The 26,272-nt window shown below is 65.4% G+C and carries 22 protein-coding genes and 1 pseudogene; 12 read left to right on the plus strand and 11 right to left on the minus strand.

Features of this window, described 5'->3' with window-relative positions:
* Positions 1-11: 11 nt before the first annotated feature.
* Genes I7X43_RS14900 through I7X43_RS14910 form a run of 3 tightly spaced genes read right to left on the minus strand, consistent with a single transcriptional unit; the run spans position 12 to position 4,392 of the window.
* Positions 12-2,429, minus strand: coding sequence for an FtsX-like permease family protein (locus tag I7X43_RS14900; protein WP_198101744.1), 2,418 nt, complete (start codon positions 2,427-2,429; stop codon positions 12-14).
* The gene (locus I7X43_RS14905; protein ID WP_198101745.1) at positions 2,426-3,139 is read right to left on the minus strand and encodes an ABC transporter ATP-binding protein; all 714 of its coding nucleotides are present in this window, start codon (positions 3,137-3,139) and stop codon (positions 2,426-2,428) included. The genes I7X43_RS14900 and I7X43_RS14905 overlap by 4 nt, the downstream gene beginning before the upstream one ends.
* Positions 3,136-4,392, minus strand: coding sequence for an efflux RND transporter periplasmic adaptor subunit (locus tag I7X43_RS14910; RefSeq protein ID WP_198101746.1), 1,257 nt, complete (start codon positions 4,390-4,392; stop codon positions 3,136-3,138). Before I7X43_RS14910 ends, I7X43_RS14905 begins: the two co-directional genes overlap by 4 nt.
* A gap of 102 nt (positions 4,393-4,494) precedes the next feature.
* On the opposite strand from I7X43_RS14910, the gene I7X43_RS14915 reads away from it, so the two are divergent.
* From I7X43_RS14915 to arsC, 3 genes are read left to right on the plus strand one after another with little or no spacing between them, the layout of a single operon-like run.
* Positions 4,495-5,061 (plus strand): response regulator, encoded by a 567-nt coding sequence (locus I7X43_RS14915; RefSeq protein ID WP_198101747.1) that lies wholly within the window; start codon positions 4,495-4,497, stop codon positions 5,059-5,061.
* Entirely contained in the window at positions 5,051-6,241 is a 1,191-nt protein-coding gene (locus I7X43_RS14920; protein ID WP_198101748.1) for a sensor histidine kinase, read from the plus strand. The genes I7X43_RS14915 and I7X43_RS14920 overlap by 11 nt, the downstream gene beginning before the upstream one ends.
* Before the next feature lie 54 nt (positions 6,242-6,295).
* On the plus strand, positions 6,296-6,718 hold the full coding sequence (gene arsC, locus I7X43_RS14925; RefSeq protein ID WP_198101749.1) for an arsenate reductase (glutaredoxin): 423 nt from the start codon (positions 6,296-6,298) through the stop codon (positions 6,716-6,718).
* A gap of 42 nt (positions 6,719-6,760) precedes the next feature.
* On the opposite strand, the gene I7X43_RS14930 is transcribed toward arsC, so the two are convergent.
* Positions 6,761-7,033: a GNAT family N-acetyltransferase gene (locus I7X43_RS14930; protein ID WP_198101750.1), complete on the minus strand. Its 273-nt coding sequence runs from the start codon at positions 7,031-7,033 to the stop codon at positions 6,761-6,763.
* Positions 7,033-9,132: a prolyl oligopeptidase family serine peptidase gene (locus tag I7X43_RS14935; protein ID WP_198101751.1), complete on the minus strand. Its 2,100-nt coding sequence runs from the start codon at positions 9,130-9,132 to the stop codon at positions 7,033-7,035. Before I7X43_RS14935 ends, I7X43_RS14930 begins: the two co-directional genes overlap by 1 nt.
* A gap of 125 nt (positions 9,133-9,257) precedes the next feature.
* On the opposite strand from I7X43_RS14935, the gene I7X43_RS14940 reads away from it, so the two are divergent.
* Both I7X43_RS14940 and I7X43_RS14945 read left to right on the plus strand, forming a co-directional pair.
* Complete coding sequence (locus tag I7X43_RS14940; RefSeq protein ID WP_198101752.1) at positions 9,258-9,944, plus strand: hypothetical protein; 687 nt, start codon at positions 9,258-9,260, stop codon at positions 9,942-9,944.
* Positions 9,941-11,992 (plus strand): M3 family metallopeptidase, encoded by a 2,052-nt coding sequence (locus tag I7X43_RS14945; protein WP_198101753.1) that lies wholly within the window; start codon positions 9,941-9,943, stop codon positions 11,990-11,992. Before I7X43_RS14940 ends, I7X43_RS14945 begins: the two co-directional genes overlap by 4 nt.
* Before the next feature lie 19 nt (positions 11,993-12,011).
* Here the strand turns inward: I7X43_RS14945 and I7X43_RS14950 are convergent, their stop codons facing one another.
* Complete coding sequence (locus I7X43_RS14950) at positions 12,012-12,389, minus strand: response regulator (protein ID WP_198101754.1); 378 nt, start codon at positions 12,387-12,389, stop codon at positions 12,012-12,014.
* Between the two features lie 120 nt (positions 12,390-12,509).
* On the opposite strand from I7X43_RS14950, the gene I7X43_RS14955 reads away from it, so the two are divergent.
* Positions 12,510-12,785 carry a hypothetical protein gene (locus tag I7X43_RS14955; RefSeq protein WP_198101755.1) on the plus strand — a complete coding sequence of 92 codons (276 nt, stop codon included), beginning with the start codon at positions 12,510-12,512 and terminating at the stop codon, positions 12,783-12,785.
* On the opposite strand, the gene rsgA is transcribed toward I7X43_RS14955, so the two are convergent.
* Positions 12,760-13,638, minus strand: coding sequence for a ribosome small subunit-dependent GTPase A (gene rsgA / locus I7X43_RS14960; protein WP_246480451.1), 879 nt, complete (start codon positions 13,636-13,638; stop codon positions 12,760-12,762). The genes I7X43_RS14955 and rsgA overlap by 26 nt on opposite strands.
* A 50-nt stretch (positions 13,639-13,688) precedes the next feature.
* A complete protein-coding gene (locus tag I7X43_RS14965) occupies positions 13,689-14,960 on the minus strand; it encodes a M48 family metallopeptidase (protein WP_198101757.1) in 1,272 nt (423 codons plus the stop codon).
* 74 nt (positions 14,961-15,034) lie between these two features.
* On the opposite strand from I7X43_RS14965, the gene orn reads away from it, so the two are divergent.
* The 5 genes from orn to I7X43_RS14990 all read left to right on the plus strand — a co-directional run bounded on the left by orn (position 15,035) and on the right by I7X43_RS14990 (position 21,765).
* Positions 15,035-15,589 (plus strand): oligoribonuclease, encoded by a 555-nt coding sequence (gene orn, locus I7X43_RS14970; RefSeq protein WP_198101758.1) that lies wholly within the window; start codon positions 15,035-15,037, stop codon positions 15,587-15,589.
* 9 nt (positions 15,590-15,598) lie between these two features.
* Positions 15,599-17,395, plus strand: coding sequence for a chorismate-binding protein (locus I7X43_RS14975; protein ID WP_198101759.1), 1,797 nt, complete (start codon positions 15,599-15,601; stop codon positions 17,393-17,395).
* Between the two features lie 289 nt (positions 17,396-17,684).
* A complete protein-coding gene (locus tag I7X43_RS14980) occupies positions 17,685-19,520 on the plus strand; it encodes a DEAD/DEAH box helicase (protein WP_198101760.1) in 1,836 nt (611 codons plus the stop codon).
* 42 nt (positions 19,521-19,562) lie between these two features.
* On the plus strand, positions 19,563-20,189 hold the full coding sequence (locus I7X43_RS16600; RefSeq protein WP_310737582.1) for a DUF1294 domain-containing protein: 627 nt from the start codon (positions 19,563-19,565) through the stop codon (positions 20,187-20,189).
* A gap of 106 nt (positions 20,190-20,295) precedes the next feature.
* Complete coding sequence (locus tag I7X43_RS14990; protein WP_198101761.1) at positions 20,296-21,765, plus strand: DUF4832 domain-containing protein; 1,470 nt, start codon at positions 20,296-20,298, stop codon at positions 21,763-21,765.
* A 13-nt stretch (positions 21,766-21,778) separates the two neighbouring features.
* On the opposite strand, the gene I7X43_RS14995 is transcribed toward I7X43_RS14990, so the two are convergent.
* The 3 genes from I7X43_RS14995 to I7X43_RS15005 form a co-directional block, all read right to left on the minus strand.
* Entirely contained in the window at positions 21,779-22,948 is a 1,170-nt protein-coding gene (locus I7X43_RS14995) for an MFS transporter (protein ID WP_198101762.1), read from the minus strand.
* A gap of 107 nt (positions 22,949-23,055) precedes the next feature.
* Positions 23,056-24,612 carry an aminotransferase class V-fold PLP-dependent enzyme gene (locus I7X43_RS15000; protein ID WP_198101763.1) on the minus strand — a complete coding sequence of 519 codons (1,557 nt, stop codon included), beginning with the start codon at positions 24,610-24,612 and terminating at the stop codon, positions 23,056-23,058.
* A gap of 69 nt (positions 24,613-24,681) precedes the next feature.
* Complete coding sequence (locus tag I7X43_RS15005) at positions 24,682-25,320, minus strand: substrate-binding periplasmic protein (RefSeq protein WP_198101764.1); 639 nt, start codon at positions 25,318-25,320, stop codon at positions 24,682-24,684.
* Positions 25,321-25,639: 319 nt separating this feature from the next.
* Between I7X43_RS15005 and I7X43_RS15010 the strand changes: the two are divergent.
* Positions 25,640-26,272 (plus strand): annotated as a pseudogene (locus I7X43_RS15010) (hypothetical protein); the annotation flags it as partial.

Below are 26,272 nucleotides of genomic sequence, written 5' to 3' on the forward strand. Positions count from 1 at the left end.
CCCTTGAGGGGTCAGGCCAGCGCCTCGATGGGGCGAAGGTTCAGCGCCAGGCGGGTGTGGCGCCAAGCGGCCACGCAGAGCACCACCACGGTCAGACCCGTGGCCAGCAAGAGTGGCAGGACCAGCCCCTCACCCAGCGCCACGTGATCCACAAAGCCGCTCAAGTAGAGCTGCCCCAGCCACGCGGCCACCGGCACGCCCAGGCCCAGGGCCAGCAGCACCGGCGTGCGGAATTCGAGCGCCACCTGGCGCACGATGTCCGCTCCGCCGGCGCCGTGCAGGCGGTGCAACACCAACTCGGTGCGGCGACGGCGCAAGGTGTCGGCCACCAAGGCGTAGGCACCCACCACCGCCACCGCCACCGCCAGCACCGACAGCGCACCCAGCAGGCCGGCCAATTGGCCGTCCTGACGGTAGGCCTCGGTCATTTGGGTCTGTACCGGGTCGAGACGGTAGTCAAAAGGCAGGTTGAACTGTTGCCAGAGTTGTTTGACGGCGGTTTGCAGGCGCGGCAAGTCTTTGGCGTGCAGCGTGAGCCACTGGGAGTAGGCCTCGCTCAGCACAAAGCCGCGGGGCCGCGCGGCCTCCCGAGCCGTTTGAAGCTGGGCTTGGGCGACAACCGCCACGATGCGGCGCGGGGCGTCCCCGGGTAGGTTGAAAGCCGCGCCGCCCAGCACCAGCTGACCCACCGCCGCCTGCGGTGTGGCAAAGCCCAGCAGCTTGGCGCTTTCGGCATCCACGACCAGCCGGGCTTCACCTTGTGTCTTGGCGTAGGGATCGCCGGCCAGCACGCGCATGCCGTAGGTGGCAAAGAAGCTCGGCGTGACATGGTGCAGGCTGAGTGTGGGCCCCGTGGCCTGATCCGGTCGGCGGTGCACGGTCACCGTGCCGAGGCCGGCCCAAGGTGGCACCACGTCGCTGAAGGCCCAGGACTGCACGGCGGGCAGTTGGGTGACGGCTTGGACCAGGGGCGCGAAGGTAGCCTGATCCCCCTCGCGGGCAAAGACGTCGAGCAGCAGCCGGTTGTCCAGTGAAAAACCCCGATCCGCATGCAGCAGATGGCGATGCTGAGCCGTCAACACACCGGTCAGCGCCAGCAGCAGCAGCGCACCCACCAGTTGCAGGCTCAACAGGCCTTGACGCAGGCGCCGACCCCACGGGCCTTCGCTGGCCGTGCGACCTTGCAGCGCCCGCGCCGGGGCTTGGCGCAAGGCAACCCAGGCGGGGAGCGCCAAAGTCAGCGGCAGCAACAGGGCAACGACCGCCCCCAACCCGCCCAGCACGGCCCAGGGCAGGGGGTGGAACAGATCGGTGTGGGCGGGCAGGCCCAGCCAGGCCACCAGGCCGGGCGCCAGCCACCAGGCGATCAGCCAGGCGCTGGCGCCGCTCATCAACAGGGCCAACCCCTGTTCGCAAGCCCACAACCGCCACAGCGCCGCGTGGCTGGCGCCCAGGCTTTGGCGCAAGGCGGTTTCGCGCTGGCGTTGCAGCAGTTGGGCCGATTGCAGGTTCAGCGCATTGACGGTGGCCATCACCAGCAGCAGGGCACAGGCGGCCCCCAAGGCGCCGATCTGGGTCCAGCGCTCGCTCTCGCCTTCGAAGCGGGAAGCGGGCAAGGTGAGCGCGCGGAAGAAGGCCGGCTCACGGCCGTTGGCGCTCCATTCTTTGGGCAAGTCGCCAAAGCCTGGATGGTCGTAGAAGGCGGCGCGCATCCAGCCCCCCACCTGTTCGGCTTGGACCCCCGGCGCCAGCCGGGCGAACACGCGGCCATTGACCATGAAGATCGCGTTTCGGTCCTCGGCCGAACGGGTGTTGGCGTGACCCTCGATGCCGGCCAGCATCTCGTTGCCTTGCAGGGGGTGGCGGCTGTTGAAGTCCGGCACCACGGCGCCCACGCGGTAGTTCTTGCCGTGGTCGGTCAGCATCCGGCCAATGGCTTGTTGTGGGGGCAGGTCGCCCCAGACCATCGTGACGGCGCGGCGTGTCAGCGCCACGGCATCGGGCTGGCGCAGCGTGGCCTCCAGGTCCCCGTGCAGCGCGCGCAGACCCATCAGGGGCACGATCTCGGGGTCGGGCAGCAGCAGACCCACCATCTTGTAGTCGCCCCCCGTCATGCGCAGGGTGAAACCGCCCCCTTGCACGCGGGCGATGTGCTGCAGCGGCGCGCCGCGGGCCTTCAGGGCCGGGCCAAAGAACACCGGTGCGGCCCCAAACCACTCGCTGCGCTGAAAGGTGGGATTGCCCATGAAGTCCAGCGTCACCACACGGTCGGGCTCGGGGATCGAGGCATCGGTCTGCGCCAAGGCCAGGGCGAGCAGACCGACCAACAGGCTGGCCGCCAGCGCGAGTGTGATGCCAGCCTGTGCCACCAGGGTCACGCTGGGGCGGGCGCGCAGGGCGCGCCAGGCGTCCATCAATGCCAACTTCATGCCGCCACCCGCAATTGGCTGTGGGGATGGTTGTCGTCGTGGCTGGCGTCCACCAGCACGCGCCCGTCGAGCAGGCGCACCGTGCGCGAGGCCAGGGCCGCATGCTCAGGGCTGTGGGTGACCATGACCAGGGTCGTGCCCTCGTCGTTCAATTCGCGCAGCAACTGCATCACCTCGGCGCCGTGCGCGCTGTCCAGGTTGCCGGTGGGTTCGTCCGCCAGCAGCAGCGCCGGGCGGGCCGCAATGGCGCGTGCGATGGCCACGCGCTGCTGTTGACCGCCGCTGAGTTGGCTGGGGTGATGGTTGGCGCGATGCGCCAGCCCGAGGCGCTCCAGCACCTCGGACACGCGCGTGCGTTGTTCGGCGCTGGGCAGCGGGCCATAGCGCAGGGCGAGCTGCACGTTCTCCGCCACGGTCATTTCGTCGACGAGGTTGAAACTTTGGAACACAAAGCCGATGCGGCCGCGGCGGATGGCGGCGAGCTCGCGCTCGCTCTTTTCGGTCACGTCCTCGCCGGCGAGCAGATAGCGCCCTTCGCTCGGGCGGTCCAGCAAACCCAAGAGCCCCAGCAGGGTGGATTTGCCGCAGCCCGAAGGGCCGGTGATGGCCACGTACTCGCCGGTCTCGATTTGCAGGTCGATGCCGCTCAGCGCGAGGGTCTCGACCTCGTTGGCACGGTGGCGTTTGGAAATGTGTTGAAGGTGGATCATGGGAGTCGCAGCGTGTCTGCGCCTTGTGGGGGTTGAGAAATCAGGACTTGTTCGCCGCTCTGCAGGCCGGCCAGGACTTCCACCTGACCCGCCGCACGGCGGCCCAGGCGCACCTCGCGAGCCAGCAATTGCTGGCCTTGGCGCACGAACAGGCGGTTCTGGATCCCCGGTCCTTCGGGGAGGAGCAGGGCGGGGCCGGGCGGGCTGAACTGCAAGCGCACGTCTACCGCCTGTCCGGGGCGCAGGGCCTGGGGCTCGGCGCCAGCGTCCCAATGCAGGAGCACGCGCACCCTGCCGCCCTGCACTTGCGGCAGGGTTTGGGCCAAGCGCAGGGCGCCGGCAGGGCTGTGTGCGGGCAGTTGTGGCTGCAGGCGAGGGAGGTAGAACTCGTCCACCTCGGCCACGAGTTGGGTGCCAACGGCCGGGTCGTCGATGCGCCCCAGGTGGGCACCCGCCTGCAGGCTGGCGCCTCGCTGTGGCGTGAAACCACTCAAACGCCCCCCGATGGGGGCACGCAGCAAGAGGCGCTCGCGGGCCTGTTCCAGCAGTTGCAGGCCGTGGCGCAGGCCGCGCACGGCGCGGTCCATTTCGTCCAGAGACTGCTGGCGCTGGCGGGCGTCCTCGCGGTGATCGTGTTCGGCCTGTTCGCGCAGGCGGTGGGCCAGGCGCAGCGTGCGTTCGGCTTGCTCCCGCGCAGCGGGGGCCACGAAGCCGGCGTCCGCCAGATCGCCTTGGCGCCGCCACTCGGCCTCGGCCTGTTGTTCGGCCGTTTGCAGTTGCGCCAACTCGCGCCGGCTGGCGGCTTGCGCGGCGGTTTGCGCGCTGCGCTGCAAGGAGACGTTGGCCAGTTGCTGCGCCACCTCGGCGCCGCGTTGCATCAGCATTTGCTCTTGTTCGGGGCTGTGCAGGCGCAGCAGGGGCTGGCCTTGGATGACGGTGTCGCCCTCTTGCACCAGCACAGCCTCCACCCGGCCCCCCTCTTGGGCATCGAGTTGCACGGAGCGCAGCGGCTCCACCCGGGCGCGCAGTGGCAGTTCGTCGCGGAATTCGCCCAGGGCCGCGGCCACCAACTGGGCGTGCTCCACGCGCGGCGCCGACGGCAGGGTTTGTTGAACGACAAGGCCCGCCAGCCCCAGCAGTGCCAGGGCGATCACCGCACCGCGCAAGGCCGGATGCTGCCAGCGCGTGCGCGGCGGCAGCGCACGGTCCATGGCGGCGCCGGAGGGGGGTGAAGCCGGGATGGGCGAGGTCATGGGATGAAGCATCGCCTGGCGGCCGCGCGCCGCCCAGCCCCCTGTCCGTTTCCGGACATCCGGGTTCGCACGTGGTTGCGCTTGCGGCGAAGATGGCCCCCGATGACCCAAGCCCCGACCTGCATCCTGCTGCTCGATGACGACCCCGACGTCGGGCTGGCCGCGCAATTGCTGCTCCAGCGCCGCGTGGCGCCGCTGCATTGCATTCAGCGCCCCTCGGAGCTGGCGGGGGCGCTGCAGCGCCATCGGCCGGCCCTGGTGCTCTTGGACATGAACTTTGGTCCGGGTCGCAGCGATGGCGCCCAAGGCCTGCACTTGCTGGCGCAGGTCATGGCCTTGCCCCAGCCCCCACAGGTGATCGTCATGACGGCCTACGCCGAGATCGACTTGGCCGTGCAAGCCGTGAAGCGGGGTGCCTGGGACTTCATCACCAAGCCCTGGGACAACGCACGCTTGGTGGCGGCCTGCCACGAGGCCTTGCAGCAAGCGAGCCCACCAGCCCACGCCGAGGCGGCCGAAGCGGAGCCCCCGCGCTCGCTGGCGGTGCAGGAGCGCGCGGCGCTGCTGGCGGCGATGTCCGAGGCCCAGGGCAACCTGAGCGCCGCTGCGCGCAGCTTGGGCATCTCGCGTGCGGCGCTGTACCGGCGGTTGGACAAACATGGCCTTTGACGGGCGCACTTGGGTGGCGGCGGCCTTGCTGATGGCGGCCGGGGCCGCATGCGCCCAACCCAGTGCGCGCTGGCAGGTGGCGGGCGTCGCCTTGGCCCTGGGCGGCATGGCGGCGCTGCTGGCGCGCCGCCCCCAGACCCCGCCCGTGCCCATCCAGGCCGCCGAGCCGGCTACAGGTGGGCAGGAGCCCACGGCGCTACTGCGCCTGCAAGTGCTGCTGGAGCACCTGCCCGCCGCCACCTGGATGTGGGAGGGAGGGGGGCGGCTGCAAGCCTTGAGCGCCCGTGCGCGGCGCTTGATGGCACCCGGCGGTGTGCGTGACGCGCAGGCGCTGCAGGCGCTCCTGGTCGAGCGCGCCCGCGCGGGGCAGGGCGGGCAGATTCAGTTGGACACCGAACGCGGCGGCGAGCGCTGGGGTTTGGCGCTGCAGGCTTTGAGCCTGGCGGGCCAAGAGCAGGTACTGATTGTGCTGTTGCCGCTGGAGAACGAACTCGAGGCGGAGCGTCAGGACGCCTGGCGCTCGCTCGTGCAGGTGCTCACCCACGAGATCATGAACTCGCTCACTCCCATCGCCAGCCTGAGCCAAAGCGCGCTGGGCTTGTTGGAGGAGGCCGAGGCGGGCCAGGTCGATGCCGGGCCCGATTTGCGCCTGGCCCTGGACACGGTGGCGCAGCGGGCGGCCGGCCTGCAGCGCTTCGTGTTGGACTACCGGCGGCTGAGCCAGGTGCCGCCGCCGCAGTTGGAGCCGGTGGACGTGGAGGCGCTGCTGCGGCGCCTAGAGGTCGCCGTGGCGCCCGCCTGGGTGGCGCGGGGCGGGGCGGTGCTGTTCACCCTCCACCAAGGGGGGCTGCGTTTGCAGGCCGATCCCGCGCAGCTGGAGCAAGCCCTGCTGAACTTGATCCGCAACGCCGAAGTCGCCACCCGGGACTGCGCGCAGCCCAAGCTCTGGGTGGAGGCCAAGCTCTCGCGGGGCGGCCGACTGCGCCTGACCGTGCGCGACAACGGGCCCGGCGTGCCGGCGGGTTTGGAGCAGCAGATCTTCTTGCCGTTTTTCAGCGCCGCGCCTGGCGGCAGTGGCATCGGTTTGACGCTGACGCGCCAGCTGGTCCACGGCATGGGCGGGCGACTGCGGCACGTACGGCCCCTAGAGGGCGGGGCAGCCTTCGTGCTGAGCTTTTAAGGCGCGAGCCCTTGAAGAGCTGAGCGCCGGGTGGTGGTGTGCGAAAGTTCAGGCATGAACGCTGTCACCCTCTATCACAACCCCCGTTGCAGCAACTCCCGCAACGTGTTGGCCTTGATACAACACGCCGGCATCGAACCGGAGATCGTGGAGTACTTGCAGATGCCGCCCAGCCGAACGCAGCTCTTGGTGTGGGCAGCGGCCAGTGGGCGCGGTCTGCGGGGACTGATGCGGGAAAAAGAGGCGCGTTTCATCGAACTGGGATTGGCGGGACCCGATGTGACTGAGGCGGACTTGCTGGACGCGCTGGCGGCCCACCCGGAGCTGCTCAATCGTCCCATTGTGGTCACGTCGCGGGGGGTGGACTTGTGCCGTCCGCCGGAGCGTGTTTTCGAGTTGCTGCCGGTGCCGGGGCCCCTGCCGCCGTTTGAGTTGGAAAACGGCCAGCAGGTGTGGGACAGCGGCAAACGCCGTTGAGATGAAAAAAGGGCCCGTACGGGCCCTTGGGTTGGGTGCGCCTTAGGGTCGCAAATCGGCCCACTGCGGGTGTTTGTCGAAGTAGGCTTCGACGTAGCTGCACCCGTGGCTGACCTTCAGGCCTTGGTCGCGAGCCCATTGCAGCCCCGCTTGCACGATCACGGCCGCCAGCCCCTGGCCGCGTAGGGCCGGGGGGGTGCCCGTGTGGGTGAACACGACCGTGGAGCCGCTCAGTTGGTAGTCAAGTTCGCAGACGGCGTCGCCGACGTGCAACTCAAAGCGGCGCTGACGCTCGTTGTGGCGAAGGTCATGCATCACTGACCGCCCAACTGCATCCACAGGTAGCTGTATTCCAAAGCCTGCCAGGTGGCGCGCTGTTCGTTGTCGGCAGCACCGCCATGGCCCCCCTCGATGTTTTCCCAGTACAGCGGGTTGTGACCCTGTTCGATCATGCGGGCCGCCATCTTGCGGGCATGTCCCGGGTGCACGCGGTCATCCTTGGTGCTGGTGTTGATCAACACCCGGGGCATCTTCACGCCCGCCTTGACGTTTTGATACGGGCTGTACTTCGAAATGAACGCCCAGTCCTCGGCCTTGTCTGGGTCGCCATACTCGGCCATCCAGGACGCGCCTGCCAGCAGCGTGTGATACCGCTTCATGTCCAGCAGCGGCACTTGGCACACCACCGCGTTGAAGAGGTCTGGACGCTGCGTGACGATGGCCCCCATGAGCAGGCCGCCATTGCTGCCGCCCATGATGCCTAGATGCCGCGGAGTGGTGATTTTCTTGGCGATCAGGTCTTCCGCGATGGCAATGAAATCGTCGTAGGAGCGCTGCTTGTTCTCGCGGATTGCGGCTTTGTGCCATTGAGGGCCAAACTCGCCGCCGCCGCGGATGTTGCTCATCACCAATACGCCACCTTTGGACAGCCAGCCGCGCCCCCAGCTGGAGCTGTAGCGCGGTGTCATGCTGACCTCGAAACCGCCGTAGCCGTACAACAGCGTGGGCTGTTTGCCATCGAGCTGCGCACCCTTGGGCGAAATCACGAAGTACGGGACTCGGGTGCCGTCCTTGCTGACGGCGAAATGCTGTTCAGCGCGCATGCCGGCGCTGTCAAACCACGCGGTCCGGCTCTTGAGCAGTTGGCGTTCATCCTTGCCGGCCTGTGCCAGGTACAAGGAGTCGGGTGTCAAAAAGTCAGCGTAGTTGACCAAGTAGCGGTCCGCGAGCGGGTCTGTTTTCAGATCGCTGTCGTGCAGACTTGCCAGACTCAAGGTGCCCGGGAAGGGCGCTGCGATGGCTCTGGATTTAGGCTGTTTGCCCCGGAAATCCCATTCCTCAAGTTTGCTGGCCACGTTGTCTGAAATGTTCAAGACGACATGGTGACGGGTGGTGATGTAGCCGGCCAGCGAGCGTGTGGTGGTCGGTTCGAAGAGGCGGCGGAACTGAGCTTGCCCCTTAAGAAATCCGTCCCATGAACCGACCAGCAGGCTGCCCGCCTTGAAGGAATCGGCGCCAACCTGCCAATCTGAGCGCAGCTGGACCAGCAGGCGATTGCCCCACAGGCGCGGCTGAGCGTCCAGTGGGAGTTCGAGCTTTTTCAACCCTTGGGGCGTCACCCAGTGGTACTCCGCACGATAGAAGTCCAGGGCGCGCTGGATCAACGTTCGTTGTTTGGCACCATGGCCGTCCACGCTGACCCCAACCCACGTGTCCTTGGTCTGACCCTCAAACAAAGTCTGTGCACGGTCCAGCGGCGTGCCGCGGGACCACAGTTTGCTGATGCGGGGATAGCCCGAATCGGTCATGCTGCCCGGGCCGAATTGGGTGCCGACATAGATGTGATTGAGGTCCTTCCAGTCCACTTGGCTCTTGGCCTCGGGTAACTCGAAACCGCCCTTCACGAACGCCTTGTCATGGGTGTCGAACTCCCGCACGACCGCAGCATCTGACCCGCCGGGCGAGAGCGACAGCAAACAGCGACGGTATTCCGGCGCCAGGCAATTGGCGCCGGCAAAAACCCAGCTCTTGTGCTCCGCAGCGCCCAACGCGTCCAGATCGAGAACAGTCTCCCAGGCCGGCTTGCTCTTGGCGTATTCCTTCAGCGTGGTGCGGCGCCACAGCCCCCGTTTGTGCTGATCGTCCTGCCAAAGGTTGTAAATCCAATCGCCCATGCGAGTGAAGCGAGGAATGCGGTCCTTCGCATTCAGCCCTTCCAGAAGCTCGGTGCGCAGCGATTCATAGCCCGGTCGGTTCTTGAGAAGGGCTTCCGTTTCCGCGTTGCGTGCTTTGACCCACGCCATCGCTTTGTCGCCGGACACGTCTTCAAGCCACAAATAAGGGTCGTCACCGGTGCCTTGCGCACCTGCGCTCAGAGCAGTGGCCATTGCCGTGGCCAAGAGAGTGTTTTTCATGTGGTCAGTGTGGGCACCCGGGGGGCCGGACTCATTGGAGATGGAGAAGTGGGATTATCAAGAGCGAAGCCTCTGAGGCTTGCACCATGGCATCATTTCCAACTTTCCCTCGTCTGCCTTTCGTCATGCGCACTGCACTTCTTTTCTCTGCTTTGATCGCCACGTCTGGCGTGGTAGTGGCTCAATCCCAAGCGCCTGCCAAGCCGGCGAAATCGGCGGCCGCGAAGCCAGCGCCCAAAGGGGCCGAAGTGCCCACCGCCAAACCCAGGGCCAAGCTGATGACGCGCGATGAGCTGCGAGCCTGTTTTGTGCGGCGCGATGCGCAAAACGAGGAAAACGAAGCCATCAAGAAAGAAGATGCGGCCTTGGTTCAAGAGCGCAATGGCATCCTGTCGGAGCGCGACAGCATTCGCACCAAGGACGCGGAGTTCTCGGTTCTTGAGCAAGCCATCATGACCGACAAGGAGGCCCTCGCCAAGCGCATTGAGGCGTTCAATGCCAAGCAGGGAGAGCTCAGCAAAAAGGAACGCGCTGAGACCACCAAGGACATCAATGACCAGTCGGAAGAGTTGAAGAAGCGGATCGATGCCTATGTGACGCGGAAGAAGGCCTTTATCGAGGACGTCAAGGCTTTTGATGCCAAGGTGGAAACCTTCAACCAAAAGAAAGATGCTTTGGGCACGCGAACGGACAAGCTGGGGGACGAGCAAGACAAGTGGCGTGAGGAGTGTGGCAACCGCCCCTATGACGAGGCGGATGAACTGGCTTTGAAGAAGGAAAAGGAAGCGGCAAAGAAGGCGGCGGGCCAATGAGCGCGGCCAATCCCCTGCTGCAGGCTTGGAGCACGCCGCAAGGGCTGCCGCCTTTTTCGACTGTCCAGGCCGCTCACTTCGGGCCCGCCTTTGAGGCGGCCATGGCAGCGCACCGGGCGGAGATCGAGGCGATCGGCCAACAGGCAGCCGCGCCCACCTTTGACAACACCGTCGCGGCGCTGGATGCCAGTGGTCGGATGCTGAGCCGAATTGAGGCACTGTTCTACACGCTGACGGCATCGGCCACGACCTCGGAGTTGCAAGCGGTGCAGCGGGATCTGGCGGAGCCCCTGGCGGCCCACATGAGTTGGGTGGCCATGCACCAGGGTGTTTTTTCCCGTTTGGAGGCCCTTCAGGCCCAGGCGGATCATTTGGCGCTGGCGCCGGACCAGCGCCGGCTGTTGGAGCGACTCCATCTGGAGGCGACCCGCGCGGGGGCCCGACTGTCGGTGTCGTCGCGGGAGCGCTATGCGGCCATCATGCAGCGTTTGGCGGCGTTGAACACCCAGTTTGCGCAAAACGTTCTGGCCGACGAGGCTGGATATCGTTTGGTGCTGCGTACTGAAACGGAACTGGCTGGCCTGCCCGACTTCTTGCGCGCCGTGATGCGTCAAGCGGCTGCGGAGCGCGGTTTGCCGGACGGCGATCACCTGGTCACTTTGTCGCGCTCGCATGTGGTGCCGTTCTTGACGTTTTCGGCCCGTCGCGACTTGCGGGAGGCCGCTTGGCGTGCGTGGGTGGGTCGGGGCGAGCAATCCGGTGAAACGGACAACCGGGCCATTGCTCAAGAGATCCTCACCCTGCGCAATGAGCAGGCGCGCCTCCATGGTTACGACTGTTTTGCGGATTACCAGCTGGCCGACAGCATGGCGCAGAACCAGCAGGCGGTCCAAGCTTTGCTCCTGCGCGTCTGGGACGCCGCCTTGACCGCCACGGAGCGGGAGCGGGAGGCGGTTCAAGCCGCGGCAGCGGCTCATGATTTCGTCGGACCGGTTGAGGCCTGGGATTGGCGCTTCTACGCCGAGAAAGTTCGACAGGCGCGTTACGCCCTGGATGAGGCGGAGCTCAAGCCCTTCTTCCCGCTGGCGGCGATGGTTGCGGCGTTGTTTGACTGCGCCCAGCGCTTATTTGGCCTTCGATTTGAATCTCGCCCCGATTGGCCGGCCTATCACCCGGATGTGCAGGTGTATGAGGTCCTGGATGCCGACGGGGCCCACCGCGCGGTTTTCCTGCACGACAACTTTGCGCGCGTGGGCAAGCGCAGCGGGGCGTGGATGAACGCCCTGCGCTACGCCCACCGCAATGGCGGCGTGCAATCGCCCGTCATTCTGAACAACAACAACTTTGCCAAGGGAGCGCCGGGCGAGCCCACGCTGCTCAGCCTGGACGATGTGCGCACGCTCTTCCATGAGTTCGGCCACGGGCTTCACGGCATGCTGAGTGAGACCCGTTATGAGCGTTTGAGCGGAACCCAGGTGCTGCGGGACTTTGTCGAGTTGCCGTCCCAGTTGATGGAGCATTGGATTGCCGATCCCGGGGTCATGCAACGGCATGCGAAGCACTATCGCACTGGCGAACCCATTCCCAAGACCCTGATTGATCGCATCAAGGCCGCTGAGCTCTTCAATCAGGGGTATGAGACCGTGCGCTATACCGCATCGGCCTTGGTTGACCTCGCCATTCACGCCTTAGAGGACGAGGTGGCTCCCGATATCGTGACGTTTGAGCGCGATACCTTGGCGCGGCTGGGGGCTCCGGCGGACTGCGGCATGAATCACCGGTTGCCCCACTTCCAGCACTTGTTTGTGGGAGATGGCTACGCGGCGGGGTACTACGTCTACTTGTGGGCGGAAGTCTTGGACTGTGACGCGTTTGAAGCGTTCCAGGAGGCGGGTGACCTGTTTGATGCGCAGACCGCTCAGCGCTACCGGCAGCACATTCTGGCGGCGGGCAACAGCGAAGAGCCGGGTGCGGCCTACCGGGCGTTCCGAGGCCATGACGCCCGGATCGAGCCCATGCTGAAGGCGCGCGGACTGCTCCCCGCCTGAGGTCGAGTCTCAGGGGGGGCTAGCCCGGCGGCAGACGCTGGGCCAGTCCTTCAGCAAATTTTTGAAAGTCGATGGGCTTGGTCCAGTAGTCCGCAAAGCCCAGGGCCAGCGCGGCGCGGATGTCCTCGGGCATGGCATTGGCTGACAGGGCAATGCACGGGATCTGCGCTGTGTCCGGATGTGATTTCAACTGGTGCCACACCGCGAAGCCATCCATGTCCGGCAACTGCATGTCCAGGAGCACCAGGTGGGGCTTCCACTCGGTTGCGAGGGCGAGACCTTCTTGGCCGTCCTCGGCGCAGCGCAATTCCACGTCCGGCCGCCGCGCCACCAACTCCTCCACCACCAAGGTGTTGACCGGGTTGTCTTCGATGTACAGCAGGCGATAGGTCGTCATGGTTCGATCTTGCCTCCAATTTGAAGGGCCCTCAGCCCTACAAAAGGTGGATGTTGCGGGACGGACTTGATTTTTTAGGCACCATCCCCAGCTATTGCGGGTTTTCCAGAGGAACTTGGCGTGAATGCACTGATTCGAGGGCTGTTCTTGGGGTTCGCCGCACTGACGGGGTTGGCGTTGGTCTTGGTCGGGCTGGCGGTCTCTGCCCTGTTGATGGGGGTGTTTGCGCTCCGTCGCCTAGTGGCCCGTTTGCTCGGTCGCCCCGTGCCACAGCGTCCGGCGCGGGCCCAGTGGCGCTTCCATCGCGGAACGGGGCCGCAGCGCCGGGGATTTGGGCCCGGCGACGTGGTGGATGCAGAAGTTCGGGAGATCAGCCGTAGTGGGGAGGGCGGCTGAGTTCCTCGAAAAGTTCAAGGTAAATCCGGTACCGATTTTCGTGAATGCTGCCGTTGGCGACGGCGGCTCGCACGCTGCACCCGGGCTCTTGCCGGTGCGTGCAGTTGGCAAATCGGCACGGCGCTTCCAGCGCGCTGGCCAAATCGGGCATCAGGCTGGCCAGGTGCGCGGGCACCACGTGTTGAATGCCAAAAGTCTGAAACCCGGGGGAATCGAGCCACCCTGTACCGGGCTCAATCCAATACCACTGCGTGTGTGTGGTGGTGTGACGCCCGCTGTTGAGCGCTTCAGAAATCGAGCCCACTTGAGCTTGGGCATCTGGCACCAAGCCATTGGTGAGGGTGCTCTTTCCTGTCCCGCTGGGCCCCAAGACCACCGTGGATTTGCCCTGCAGCCACGGGCGTAATTCCGCCAGGGCCGTTTCCATGGCGGTGGTCAAACTCCATTCGAAAACGGGAACGCCCATGGCGCGGTAGGGGGCCAGTCGCTGTCGTGCCGCCTGGACAGCGGGAAGGTCGGTCTTGTTCAGACCAATACGCGCTTCCATGCCGGCCTCGGCCGCCGCCACCAAGGCGCGGCTCAGCAGTGATTCACTAAAAACCGGTTCGACGGCCACCAAGACCAGCAGTTGATCGACGTTGGCGGCAAAGCTCTTGCTACGCCATTCGTCCTGCCGGTACAGCAAGTTGCGGCGGGGCTCCAAGGCTTCGATGACCCCCTCGTCTCCACTCGGGGCCCAACGCACGCGATCACCGACCACCGCTTCGCTCTTTTTGCCGCGGGGATGGCACAGCACGCGCGTGCCGTCGGCCGCCTCCACCAGGTAGTGGCGACCGTGGCCGCGCACAACCAAGCCCGAGGAGCCAGGAGCGCAGTGATCGTTCGGGGAGGCGCTGCGCCGCTTCAAAGTTGCGCCTCGATGGCGGGAATGCGCTCCGCTGCTGGCGGATGCGAGTAGGTCCAGCGGGCCACCAAGGGGTCGGGTGTGAGCGTGGAGGCGTTGTCTTCGTGCAGTTTGAGCAGGGCGGACACCAGCGCCCGCCCGTTGGCGTGCTGGCACGCAAACGCATCAGCCTCAAACTCGTGCCGGCGTGAGGCCCAGGCCATCAGCGGGGTCAAAGGAAAGGTCAGGGTGGGAAGCACGAGCAGGAACAGCAACAGCGCCAGCGCCTCATGGCCTCCCATCCAATTGGGGTGGACTCCCAATCCCAAATAGAACGCCGGCTGCTCGGAGAGCCAGCCCAGGAGCCCAAACCCGACCAAACTGATGATGGCCATGGATACCAATCGTTTGGGCACGTGTCGCAATTTGAAATGACCCAACTCATGGGCCAACACGGCTTCTGTTTCTTCCGCCGTCAGGCGGTCCAGCAGGGTGTCGAAGAGCACCACCCTTTTGGCGTGACCCAGGCCGGTGAAATACGCGTTACTGTGGGCGCTGCGGCGCCCCGCATCCATGACGAACAGACCGCTGGTGCTCAGTCCAACGCGCTGAAACAGTCCTTCGATGCGAGCCTTTAAGGTGGCATCGGTCAGGGGCGTGAAGCGATTGAACAACGGAGCGATGACGAGGGGAAGTAGCACCATCATCGTGAGCGAAAACGCCAGCCACAGGCCCCAGGCCCACACCCACCACAGGCTGCCGGCGTGTCGCATCAAGGCCAGCACGGCCCAGGCCAGGGGCAGCCCCAGTACGAGCGTCACCAGCAGTCCCTTGAAGTGATCGCCCAACCACAGGCCCCAGGAGGTTCGATTGAAGCCAAAGCGGGCCTCCAGCCGAAAGGTTTGTGCTGCCTCGAGCGGAAGGTCCAAGAGGGCGGAAATCAGGGCGAAGCCACCGAGCAGCGCCAGTCCTTGCCCGTAGCCGGCCCAGGCACTGGGCGCGACCCCGGCGCCGATGCCCTGGGTGAGCAGCTGCAGCCCCCCCAGCAGCGTCCAAGCCACGATCAACATGCCCCCGACCAGCAGGCTGAACAACTGAAACTGCCCCTTGGCGAGCGTGTATGCCGCGGCCTTTTGGTGAGCGGCCAAGGAAACCGTCGTGGCAAATGCCGTGGGTACATTGTTCCGGTGCAAGGCCACGTGTTGCAACTGACGGTGGTTGAGCCACAGTCGCAGCGCCGTGCTGCCCAGCAGCGCCACGACAAAGGAAACGGTAACGAGGTTGGCGGACATCCGTCGGAACGAAAGAGGGCGGTCGACCAGTGTAGGCGGCTGGGCACAATGGGGCCTCTTTACCGGAGGCCGCCATGAGCTTGGAGCGCAACGACAACAACCTGATTTGGATCGACTGCGAAATGACGGGGCTGGAACCCGCTCGGGATCGGTTGATCGAGATCGCCGTGGTGGTGACCAGCCCGGATTTGAGTGTGCGCGTCGAAGGTCCGGTGTTTGCGATTCACCAGAGCGCCGCCGTACTCGACTCGATGGACGATTGGAACAAGAACACGCACGGCAAGAGTGGGCTGATTGATCGGGTCAAAGCCAGCACGGTCGATGAGACCGCTGCCGGTCGCGCCACCATCGCCTTCTTGGAAACCTATGTGGGCAAGGGCAAAAGCCCCATGTGTGGGAACAGCGTCTGCCAGGATCGGCGCTTCCTGGCCAATTACATGCCGGAACTCGAGGCTTTTTTCCACTACCGGAATTTGGACGTTTCGACGCTGAAGGAACTGGCCCGCCGCTGGAAACCGGCAGTTTTGGAGGGGGTGAAGAAAGTTGGCGCCCATACGGCGCTGGCGGATATTCAGGAATCCATTGACGAGCTTGTGCACTACCGGGCGCACTTTCTCAATTTGGGATGAGGCTGCTCTGTGGCGCCGGTTGAAGCCGCTTTTGACTTCCCGCGGCATCCGCTGTCACGCGAGGATGGCGAACGGGTTCAGGGGCTGTGGCGTCGTCCGCCCGATGAATGGCATGTGGCGCGTCGACCCGAGGAAGTGGCGCCGTTGCTGGATCGCATGCATGCGCAGGCCATGGCGGGCGCCTGGGTACTGGGGGGCTTGCGATACGAAGCCGCCGGCGCACTGAATCCGGTTCTGGCGTGCGAGCCTGCGGAAGGGGTGCTGGCCGCCTTTGCCCTGTACCGCGATGCGCCGCAGGCTTGGCCGGCCGCCGAAGAGCTGCGCCGCTGCACCGGGCCTTGGCAGCAAGCGTTGCACACGCCCGACGCTGATCGTGTTTCGATAGAGAAGGTTCGAAGGGCCATTCGCGAGGGCGAGGTCTATCAGATCAACCTCACGACCCGCTTGTGCAGCGAACTGGCTGATGGCGTGGACTTCGCAGACTTGTTTTGGGCGCTGCATCGTGCGCAGCCGGGCGGCTTCTCCCTCTTTCTGCGGACGATGGACCACGAAGGCGGCGTTGCCAGCGTGTCGCCCGAACTGTTCTTTGATTGGCGCCCCTTGCCGGACCACCACCGCACCTGGCTGTTGGGCGCACAGCCCATGAAAGGGACCGCGCCCCGCGGCGTCGATGCCGTGACGGACGAGGCCGCGCAGCTATATCTGCGAACGAGTGAGAAGGAGCGCGCCGAGAATTTGATGATCGTCGACCTGCTGCGCAATGACATGGGGCAGGTGGCTCAAGTGGGCAGCGTACGTGTTCCCCGGCTCTTTGAATTGCATGCGCTGTCCACCGTTTGGCAAATGACCAGCACCGTGACGGCCGTGACGCCCGCGCGAACCCCGTTGTCCGCGGTGTTTGCGGCGCTTTTCCCCTGTGGATCGGTCACCGGTGCTCCCAAGCGCCAAGCCATGCAGTTGATTCATCAATTGGAAGGCGCGCCAAGGGGGTGGTATTGCGGTGCGTTGGGGCTGATCCAGCCGGGCGGCGCCGTGACGTTCAATGTGCCCATACGCACGGTGGAGCTGCGGCCATCGGCGCGTTTGAGGGCCGGCGTGGGCAGCGGGATCACCTTGGATTCTGATCCGGACGCGGAACTGCGGGAGTGGCGGGCCAAGACCCGATTTTTGGTGCGGGCCCAGGCGCCTGTCCAGGGACTGGAGACGCTGCGGTTGGAGGATGGCTGCTTCCCGCATGCTGAGGCCCACCTTGCGCGTCTCGGTCGATCGGCCCGGCAATTTGGATTGAGTTACTCTGCCGCGGGGGCGCGGCGAGCCCTGGCTGAGATCGCGAAGACCTGGCCAGATGGCGTGCACCGGGTTCGTCTGGTGTTGCCGGCCGATGGCCGCCTGGCCTATCAAGTCGATGGGCTTCAGCCCGCCGCGCAACCCGTTCGTCTGGCGCTGGCGCCGTGGCCCATCGACACGCAGGGGCCAGACGCCGAGTTCTTGACCCACAAAACCACACGGCGGGAGGTTTATGAAGCCTATCTCTCGCGCAAGCCAACGTCGCTGTGGGACTGGGTGTTGGTCAATGAATCCGGCGAACTCACCGAGGGTTGCTTTGGAAACGTGGCGATAAAAAAAGACGGGTTGTGGTTGACACCCCGAGCCGCCGCCGGCCTGTTACCTGGCGTGGGGCGGGCGAATTGGCTGGAGCAGGGGCGCTTGCGGGAAGCGTGTTTGACCCCCGCTGATTGGGCGCTGGCCGAGGAGGTGGCCTGGTTCAATGCCTTGCGAGGCTGGGTGAAAGCTGTCAAAGCGTGACAAGGTTCACGTGGTATTTAGGTGTTTTCCCCGATTCGTGCTACAGTCCAACTCTTGCGTCGACCGAGCTTTGGTTGGCGCAGTCGTTCATCTCCCCTGACTCCTCCTGGGGCTCATTCAAGTCATTGAGCCCGCGCCCCGTGTAAACGGGCCATCGGTCGGCGGTGATGCCGTTGCATCCCTTCTGGATTGGAAGGGAATTTCGCGACCGATTTGGGGGGCACAGGCCCCCGCGCCCAGGCGACCGAGGAGGCCGCCTGCGGGCGTGTGTTGTCAGAAGTTGAGAACCATGTCTTTTGAAAATCTGGGCTTGCCCGAAGCCTTGTTGGCCGCCGTTCGTACCGCCGGCTTTGAATCCGCAACCGAAGTTCAGCAACGCGCGATCCCCCTGGGACTGGCGGGGCGCGACCTGATGGTCAGCAGCCGTACCGGCAGTGGCAAGACGGCAGCCTTTTTGATGCCGATCCTGAACCAAGTGCTGGCGCGCCGCGAAGCGCAGCCCGACTTGATTCCCGCTTTCGTGGCCCCCCGGGCTTTCAACCGCAGTGGCCCCCCGCGTCGCGGAACGCGCGGTGCCGCGCGCCAGCAAGGGCCGGTGGCGCAGCCCCTGGCCCTGGTGTTGGCTCCCACGCGGGAGTTGGCTCAGCAGGTGGCGCAAGCTGCCATCCAGTTTGGCCGGGGCATCCATGCCTTCACGGTGTGCACGCTCGTGGGTGGCATGCCCTATCCGGCCCAAGTGGCCCGGCTGAAGAGCGGGGCGGACTTGCTGATCGCCACGCCCGGCCGCTTGCTGGATTTGGCCACCAGCCACCCCGAGATGCTGAGCCAGATTCAAACCCTGGTGCTCGACGAAGCCGATCGCATGCTCGATTTGGGTTTCATCGAAGACATCGAAGCCATTGCTGCCATGCTGCCCAAGCCGCGCCAGACGCTGATGTTCAGCGCCACCTTTGGCGGCCGTATCGGTGAGTTGGCGCGCGAGTTGCTGCAAGAGCCTGAGCGCATCGATGTGGTGAGCGCCCCCGAGCAAAAGGCGCTGATCGAGCAACGCTTGCACTGGGCGGATCATCCCTTCCACCGCCAAGCCCTGCTGGAGCACCTGCTGGCCGACGCCGCGTTGGACCAAGCCGTGGTGTTTGCGGGCACGCAGATCGAGGCCGAGCAGTTGGCCGGTCAGCTGGCCGAAATCGGCCACGCCGTGGCGGCCTTGCATGGCGGCATGCCCCAGGGCAAGCGCAACCGCACCTTGATGGGCTTGCGCCGCCGTGAGTTGCGCGTGTTGGTGGCCACCGACGTAGCAGCGCGCGGCATTGACGTCCCGACGATCACGCACGTGATCAACCTGGGCCTGCCCATGAAGGCTGAAGACTATGTGCACCGCATCGGTCGCACGGGCCGTGCGGGCCGGACGGGCCTGGCCGTCACGCTGGCGCTGCGCGAGGACTTGCCGCGCTTGCGTCGACTGCAGGCGTACACCAAGGAGGCCTTGGCCCCCACCCGCATCGACGGCTTGGAGCCGAAGAAGCCGGACCCCGTGATTTTCAGCGAGCGCCCGCGCCGTGAATTCGACGGTGAACGCCGCCCGTTTGGTGGTGAGCGCCGCGCGTTTGGTGACCGCGGGGGCTATGGCGAGCGCAAGCCGTTTGGCGAGCGGGATCGCACCCCGTTTGGCGACCGCAAGCCCTGGGGTGACCGGGCTCAGGCGGGCGATCGCAAGCCATGGGGCGACCGACCGGCGTTTGGCGGGACGGAGCGTGCGGCACCCGAGGGCGACCGCAAGCCCTTCGGTGACCGGGGTGGTTTCGGCGATCGCAAGCCGTTTGGGGAGCGTGCTCCGTTTGGGGATCGCAAGCCTTTTGGCGACCGCCCGGCTTTTGGTGATCGCAAGCCCTTTGGGGACCGTGCGGCCTTCGGGGATCGCAAACCCTTCGGTGACCGGGACCGGGCACCCTTCGGCGAGCGCAAGCCGTTTGGCGGTCCGGGTCGTGGGCAACCCGAGGGTGAGCGTCGCTCGTTCGCGGGTGAAGGCCGTCCGGCTGCCGAGCGCGGCTGGGGCGACCGGGACGACCGGGCTCCGCAAGGCCCGCGCGGTGGTTTTGGCAAACCGCGCCGCCGCGAGTTCTGATCGACCGTGAAGGCGGGGCGCCCGCGTGCATGTCGCGGCCGTGTGGCGCAATGGGATGACGCCAAGGGCCTGGGCTTTGTCCAAGCTGAGGGCGCCGAACGCGCCCTGGTGCGCCGTGCCGACCTGAGCGGCCGTCTGCAATATCGGGCTCCCCGGGTTGGGGAGCCCGTTTCATTTCAGCTTCAGGGGCAGGGCCGGTCCCGGCGGGCGATCCAGGTGCGCAGCCTGGAGCCCTCGTCGACGCCCGTGAAAACAGCCGCGCGCCCGGCCTCGCAGCCCGCAAGTTCTCGACTGTTGGTCTTGCCTGTCTTTGCTGTGTTGTTGGGGGCCATTCATCTGGCGTGGCCCTTGCCGCGGCCGGTCCCGTTGCTGTACGGGGCGCTGTCGACGGCACTCTTCATCTTGTACGGCCTGGACAAGTGGGCGGCCGTTCGGGGCCGGGATCGCATTGCGGAGGCCTCACTGCATGCCCTCGCCCTCTTGGGGGGCTGGCCGGGTGCGCTGCTCGGCCAACAGGTTTTTCGCCACAAAACGGCCAAACCGGTGTTTCTCCGCTGGACTTGGGGCTGTGTCGCCCTGAACGTGCTGCTGCTTGTCACCTTGTGCACCCCCGCGGCCGTGCCGATTTGGCGCTCGATCGCGCAGGCGATGGGGTGGGGCGCGGTGTAGCGCTTCGGTTGCGAATGCTCACAATTTCGCCGCTGAAAGGCCCCGTGGCGCGTGCTGGAATCGGGTCATCGGCGGTCGCGTGCGGCGACCCGGCAGGAGATTCAGCATGCAGGCAGTGGGGCAGTGGGCTGTGGCGGCCCTTATCGGCATCAGCAGCACCAGCGTTTTTGCGGGCAAGCCAACCGCGGGCGGATGGGAGGGCAAAACGGTGACCGCCAGCTTTCAGCCGCTGGCGGTGGAGGCCGACGGTGCGATCAATCCGCTGAAGGGCTACTACCGATGGCGCGGTCTAGAGGTGGTTCCTCAGGGTGAACGTGCGTTGGACGCCTATCAGCGCTACCACTGGCGAGATCTGGAGCCGACGCCGGGGAATTTCAACTTCAGCGCTCTGCTGAACGATCTGGCGACGGCCCGCTCCGAGGGACGTAAGTTCGCGTTCCGGATCCGCATGATGGCGGGCTATGACGATGGGCAGATTTACCTGCCTGCTGACCTGGTGGGCCATCCGAGTTGCGTGGCGGGGTGCGGATTCTGGGCCGATGACGACCCGGCCAAGTCGGGCCTGACTTTTGTGCCCGATTGGAACGATCCGTACTTGCAGCAGCGGGCTCGGCACATGATGACGTCTCTGGCAACGGCGCTGGGTAGCAGCACCGCGGACCTGGCGTGGATCGACGTGGGGCTCTATGGCCAGTATGGCGAGTGGACGATTCACAGCGGCCTGTACGCCTCGGCGCCCAGCGGCATCACGCCCATCACGGAGGCCAGCAAGCGTGGCTTCGCCGACATGCACTTTCAGGCTTTTCCCGGCGTGCGGCAGGTCATGTTTGCGCTCTACAGCAACCGCGAAGCGCTGAACTATGGTCTGAATCAGCAGACCTTGACGCAACTGCCGGTGGGCTTGCGGGTGGACTGTTTGTCCCGGGCCGGGTTTTTCGACCAGTGGTTGAACCACCCCACCGACTGGGCGCAGTTTTCAAATCGTTGGCAGACGGCGCCCTTTGTGGCCGAATTTTGTAATTTTGAGAGCGGCGACCCCCTCAACAACCCTGCCACGGCCCGCCAACAAGCGGCCCAGTTCCATATCTCCACGATTGGCAATGGCAACTTTGCCAATGGCGTGAGCCTGAGCCAGCGGTGGGCGAGCCTGAGCCCGCAAGAACAGAGTGACCTGACCGCGCTGGGGCGGGAAGCGGGCTATCGCTATGCCTTGACCCAATCCTCGGTGACGCTGACCACGGCGGGTGTCTTGAGTGTTTCAGCGGGGCTGCAAAACCTCGGCAACGCGCCTGCCTACGAGCCGTGGTCGGTGCGGGTGGAGCTGCGCTCGGGGGCTGGGGCGACCGTTTGGACCGGTGCCTTACCGGGTAGCCTGGGCAGCTCGATGGGTGGGGGCAGCAGCCAGTCCACTTCCGGCACTTGGACGCTCCCAAAGACCCTGGCGTCTGGAGGCTACAGCTTGCATTTGACCGTTCGCTCCGGCTTGACCACTGCGCCACGCCGCGCGTTGCTCCTGGCCAATGCTGAGCGAGCTGCCGACGCTTCAATCCCGCTAACCACGCTGCGCAAGAAGTAACGACGCACCCGGTTCAAATTCCGCGGCGGGGTTGCGGCGAGCGCAGCAGCAGGAGGGCGAGAAACACCCAGGCTATGGGCAGCAGCGATCCCCAGTTCAGCCAAGTCCACCCCTGGGTGGTGATCAGGGCGCCGGAAGAGAAGGAGCTCAGCGCCATGGTCCAGAACACGGCGCTGTCCATGCCGCCTTGGGCGAGGGTTTTCTCTTCAGGGCGGTAGGTTTTCTGGAGCAAGCTGCTGGCCCCGGTGTAAAGGAAGTTCCAACCCACGCCCAAAGCAGTGAGCGCGACCCAGAAGTGCATCAGGTCCACGCCGCTGAGCGCTACGCCCACGCAGCCCAAGTTCAACACGGCGCCCGCCGCCATGATGGGGCGAGCGCCAAACCGTTGAATCAGGTGACCGGTAAAAAAGCTGGGCACGTACATCCCCAAAACATGCCACTTCAGCACCCAGGCGGCTGAAGAGAATGGCAACTGACATTGCTGCATCGCAATGGGCGTGGCGGCCATGAGCAAGTTCATGATTCCGTAACCCAGCGCGGCGGCCACCACGGCGACCAAATAGTCTGGCTGGCGCGCCAGTTCGCGCAGGGTCCGTCCCGGCGGTGCGTCGGGCTTGGCGGCAGAAAGGGGCGGGAAGTGGATGAACGCCATGATCCCGCCGCCCAGCAGCGCAACGCCCATCAAAGCCAGATAGGCGCCAACGAAGGGCACCGGCACCCAATCGCGGGACAGGGTGGCCAACTCCGGCCCCAGAAAGGCGCCCACCACGCCCCCCGCCAACACCCACGACAGGGCGCGCTCCCGATGGCTGGCGGGAACCAATTCAGGCCCGGCAAACCGGTACAGCGCCCCATTGGCGCTGTAAAAGCCCGCGATGACTGTGGCGGCAACCAACCCCCAAAACGACTGCTCGTAAGCCGCCCAGGCGCACAGACCAGCGCTGAAAAAAGCCACGGCCAGGCCCAGCTGGAACGTCTTCTGTCGCCCCCAGCGCGCCTGCAATCGGGCGACGGGAAGTGCAGACACCGCGGCTCCGACCACATAGCCGGTGATGGGCAAGGTCGCCATCCATCCCACGGGGGCCAAAGCCAATCCCACCAAGCCATTGATGGCAATGAAGGTGATGTTGTTGATGAGCAGCAGGGCCTGACAAGCGGCCAGCATCAGCAGGGAACGATTCATGCGCGGCGTCCAAATTTGGGGCTGGCGCGCATCATCGGGACGGCGGCATGGCGCAGCCTCCCCCTGGGACATCCGCAGACGGGACGACGCGGCGGCCGATCAGTGGCTCAAATGCTCAGGGCGGGGTCCAGGCCGACCGGGGCCCGCGGCCACAGCGCCAACCCGCCATCCAGCGTGTACGCACGGGCGTGCCCCTGATGCCGCAGCCAGGCTGCCGCCTGAATGCTGCGGCGTCCGCTGCGGCAAATGCACACGACCGTGGTGCTGGGTTCCAGAGCCAGCGAAGCGATCAAATGAGGTTCCAGCAGCAGCTGGGACAAGGGCAACGGTTGGGGTGTGAGTGCGCCGAACTGGCAGTCTGGACCCAGGCACTGTTCGTAGGGCTCGCGTACATCCAGGATCCGCAGGGGGCGACCCGCCAACAACCAAGCCTGCAACGTAGCGCGATCGACATGGGCGTCGAGCGGATCTGGGCTGGCAACCGGAATGGCTGGCGGCTCGAAGCGGTGTGTCCGCAAGGCCGCGCCGCAGGCTCGAATGCGCGCACAAGCCCGCTCGATGAACGCGTCGTCCACGCAGGGGCCGAATGAAAGTCGAACGGCGGATTCACACTGCCAATCGGGTAAGCCCATGGCTTGCAGCACAAAACTCGGTTGCGCTTTGGCCGCACTGCAGGCTGATCCTGCACTCACGCGGACATCCGCCGCATCGGCCAAGTCCAACAGCAACTTGCTGCTCAGGCCGGGCACAGCGAAGTTCAGCGTGGTCGGCAGGGTGATGTCCAGCGGAGCATTGAGGAGCAAACCAGGAAAAGCCTCTTGCAGGGCCTCCAGCAGGCGCAGCCGAAAGGTCTCCATGCGGGCGGAAGACTGAAAACAACAGCCTTCCTCGAGCGATTCCAGCACGGCGTCCAGCGCCGCGATGCCAATCATGTTTTCCGTTCCCGAGCGCAGTGCGGCTTCCTGTCCCCCGCCGGCGATCAAGGGCACGTAGGGGCTACCGGCTCGCACATACAGCAAACCAATGCCCTTGGGTGCGTAGAGCTTGTGGCCGGAAAACGGGGCGTAGTCAATGCGTCGCTCGGACAAACGCAGGTCCAATTTCCCCAGCGCTTGAACCCCATCCACCAACCACCGTGCGGGGCTGCCCTGGAGGGCGTCCTCAATGCCGTCCAAATCGCTGATGACCCCGGTTTCGTTGTTGGCGGCCATGGTGCAAACCAGTCCGGCACGGGGCGCGTGGTCTCGCAGCCACCCCAAGTCATGGCGCCCCGTTCGGTCGACCGGAATGGCGGCCATTTGTCCCGGAACTTGAAGTAAGGCTTGCCAGTGGCGAATGGCCTCGGGTACGGCCTTGTGCTCGGTGGCTCCGTAAAGCAGCAGGGGTGGGGTTGCCCCCGTCCAACCCCGCAGTGATTGCAAGGCCGAGAGAACGGCAGTTTGAATGCCTTCGGTGGCCCCGCTGGTGTAGATCAGATCTCCCGAGTTCAGGCCCAACAAACGACGGGCTCGGGCCCGTGCAGCGTCCACCCGGGCTTTGGCACGCAACCCCGTCGTGTGGGTGCTACTGGGGTTGCCGAATTCCGCATCCATGACGGCCAATGCCGCCTCCCGGGCTTGGGGCAAAACAGGCGTGGTGGCGTTGGCGTCGAGGTAAAGATCCATGGCAATCCGTCAAGGCGAGACGGGATTTTCGTCGAGCTCGCTTGCGCAGTTGGCCGAGCGGCCGTTTCGTTATCCGGTGAGCCCGTACCGCTGCCGCAAGCGGGCCACCGTGCCGTCCAATTCGGCCGCTTGGTAGGCCTGCATCCAACGCTCGACCTCGATGGGGGGAATAGAAAGCGCGCACGCCATGTACAGCGTTGCTTCGCCCAGGTGTCCCACTTCGCGGTACTGGCTCCAGTCCCGCTGGCTTTCACGCGCCGCGGCTTTCAGCATGGGTTCGCCCGCATAGATCGCTTGAACCAGACCTTCGTCCAACAAACGCAGCATGTCCCAGTAGTGGGTGGCCTCCCCGATGGAGGAGAAGCCTGCCTCTTTCAGGTGCTGACCAATGGGTGAGCCGCGCAAAATCACCACGCGGGCGGACTTGAGGCTGTCTATCGTCCAGTCGCGTCGGTCCTGCTGTCGCGTGATCAAGGTGTACTTCACGCGGGTCAAGGGAATCAGCCAGCGAAACTGTTCTTCCCGATCCGGGGTTCGGGCCAAGGGAAAGATGCCGAAGGGTTCCCCAACTGCGGTCAAACGAACCGCGCGGGCCCAGGGCAAGAACCGGACGGGGTCCTTGCGGCCCAGACGCCGGGCCAACTCCTGTGCAAGGTCATGGGCAAACCCGGTGCCTTTGCCATTGGCCTGCCAAACAAATGGGGGCAAGTCTCCACCGACCCATTGAATTTCCGCGCTGGGCAGCTCTCCGCTACGGCCTGCACCGCATGCGACGCTCAATAACCCGCCCAGGGCGGTGCGACGCGAAACGGGGGGGCTGAACTTACGCCAAACCATGGAGTCGATGGTGGAGGTTTTGCTTGAGGTTCGCAACTGTACTTTTTGGAGGGTCTGCGCGCGACTGCGGAATTTCACCGCGCAACATGGCAGGGTGAACGGCTGGCGCAGAGCGTCCCAAGACCGTTAAGCTGCCGACGTTGTCAAACGAGGGGCGCTGGGCCCCCGCTGGCCTCGGGACGATCTCACGATGGATGATTTATTACTGAGTTTGTTGGGTGGACTGGCGCTGGGATTCGTCCTGTGGCTCTGGTTGAAGAAGCGCGAGGCTCGGACTGCGGCGCCGCCGTCCACTCCTGAATCGCCGCCTGAAGCCGCGCCGCCTGAAGCGGTCGTTGACGCGCCGCCCGCTGAACCTCCGCTTCAGGAGACGGTGGAAGCGCCGCAGGCGGCTGGGGCAGTGGAGGCCCCGACTGATGGGGCCGTGGCCGCTGAGCCCGAAGCCGAAGACGATGTCGAAGCTGCGCTGCGCGCGGCGTTTGAGGCGGGGCTTCAGAGCGCAGAGGCGCACCGCGAGTCTGTGCTCGACGAGCCGGGCGAACCCGTCATCACAACACCTGAGGCGTCCGAGCAACGGGAAGCTGAGCGACTGGAAGCTGAGCGACTGGAAGCTGAGCGACTGGAAGCTGAGCGACTGGAAGCTGAGCGACTGGAAGCTGAGCGACTGGAAGCTGAGCGACTGGAAGCTGAGCGACTGGAAGCTGAGCGACTGGAAGCTGAGCGACTGGAAGCTGAGCGACTGGAAGCTGAGCGACTGGAAGCTGAGCGACTGGAAGCTGAGCGACTGGAAGCTGAGCGACTGGAAGCTGAGCGACTGGAAGCT

The organism is Inhella gelatinilytica (assembly GCF_016093295.1).
Taxonomy (GTDB): Bacteria; Pseudomonadota; Gammaproteobacteria; order Burkholderiales; family Burkholderiaceae_C; genus Inhella; species Inhella gelatinilytica.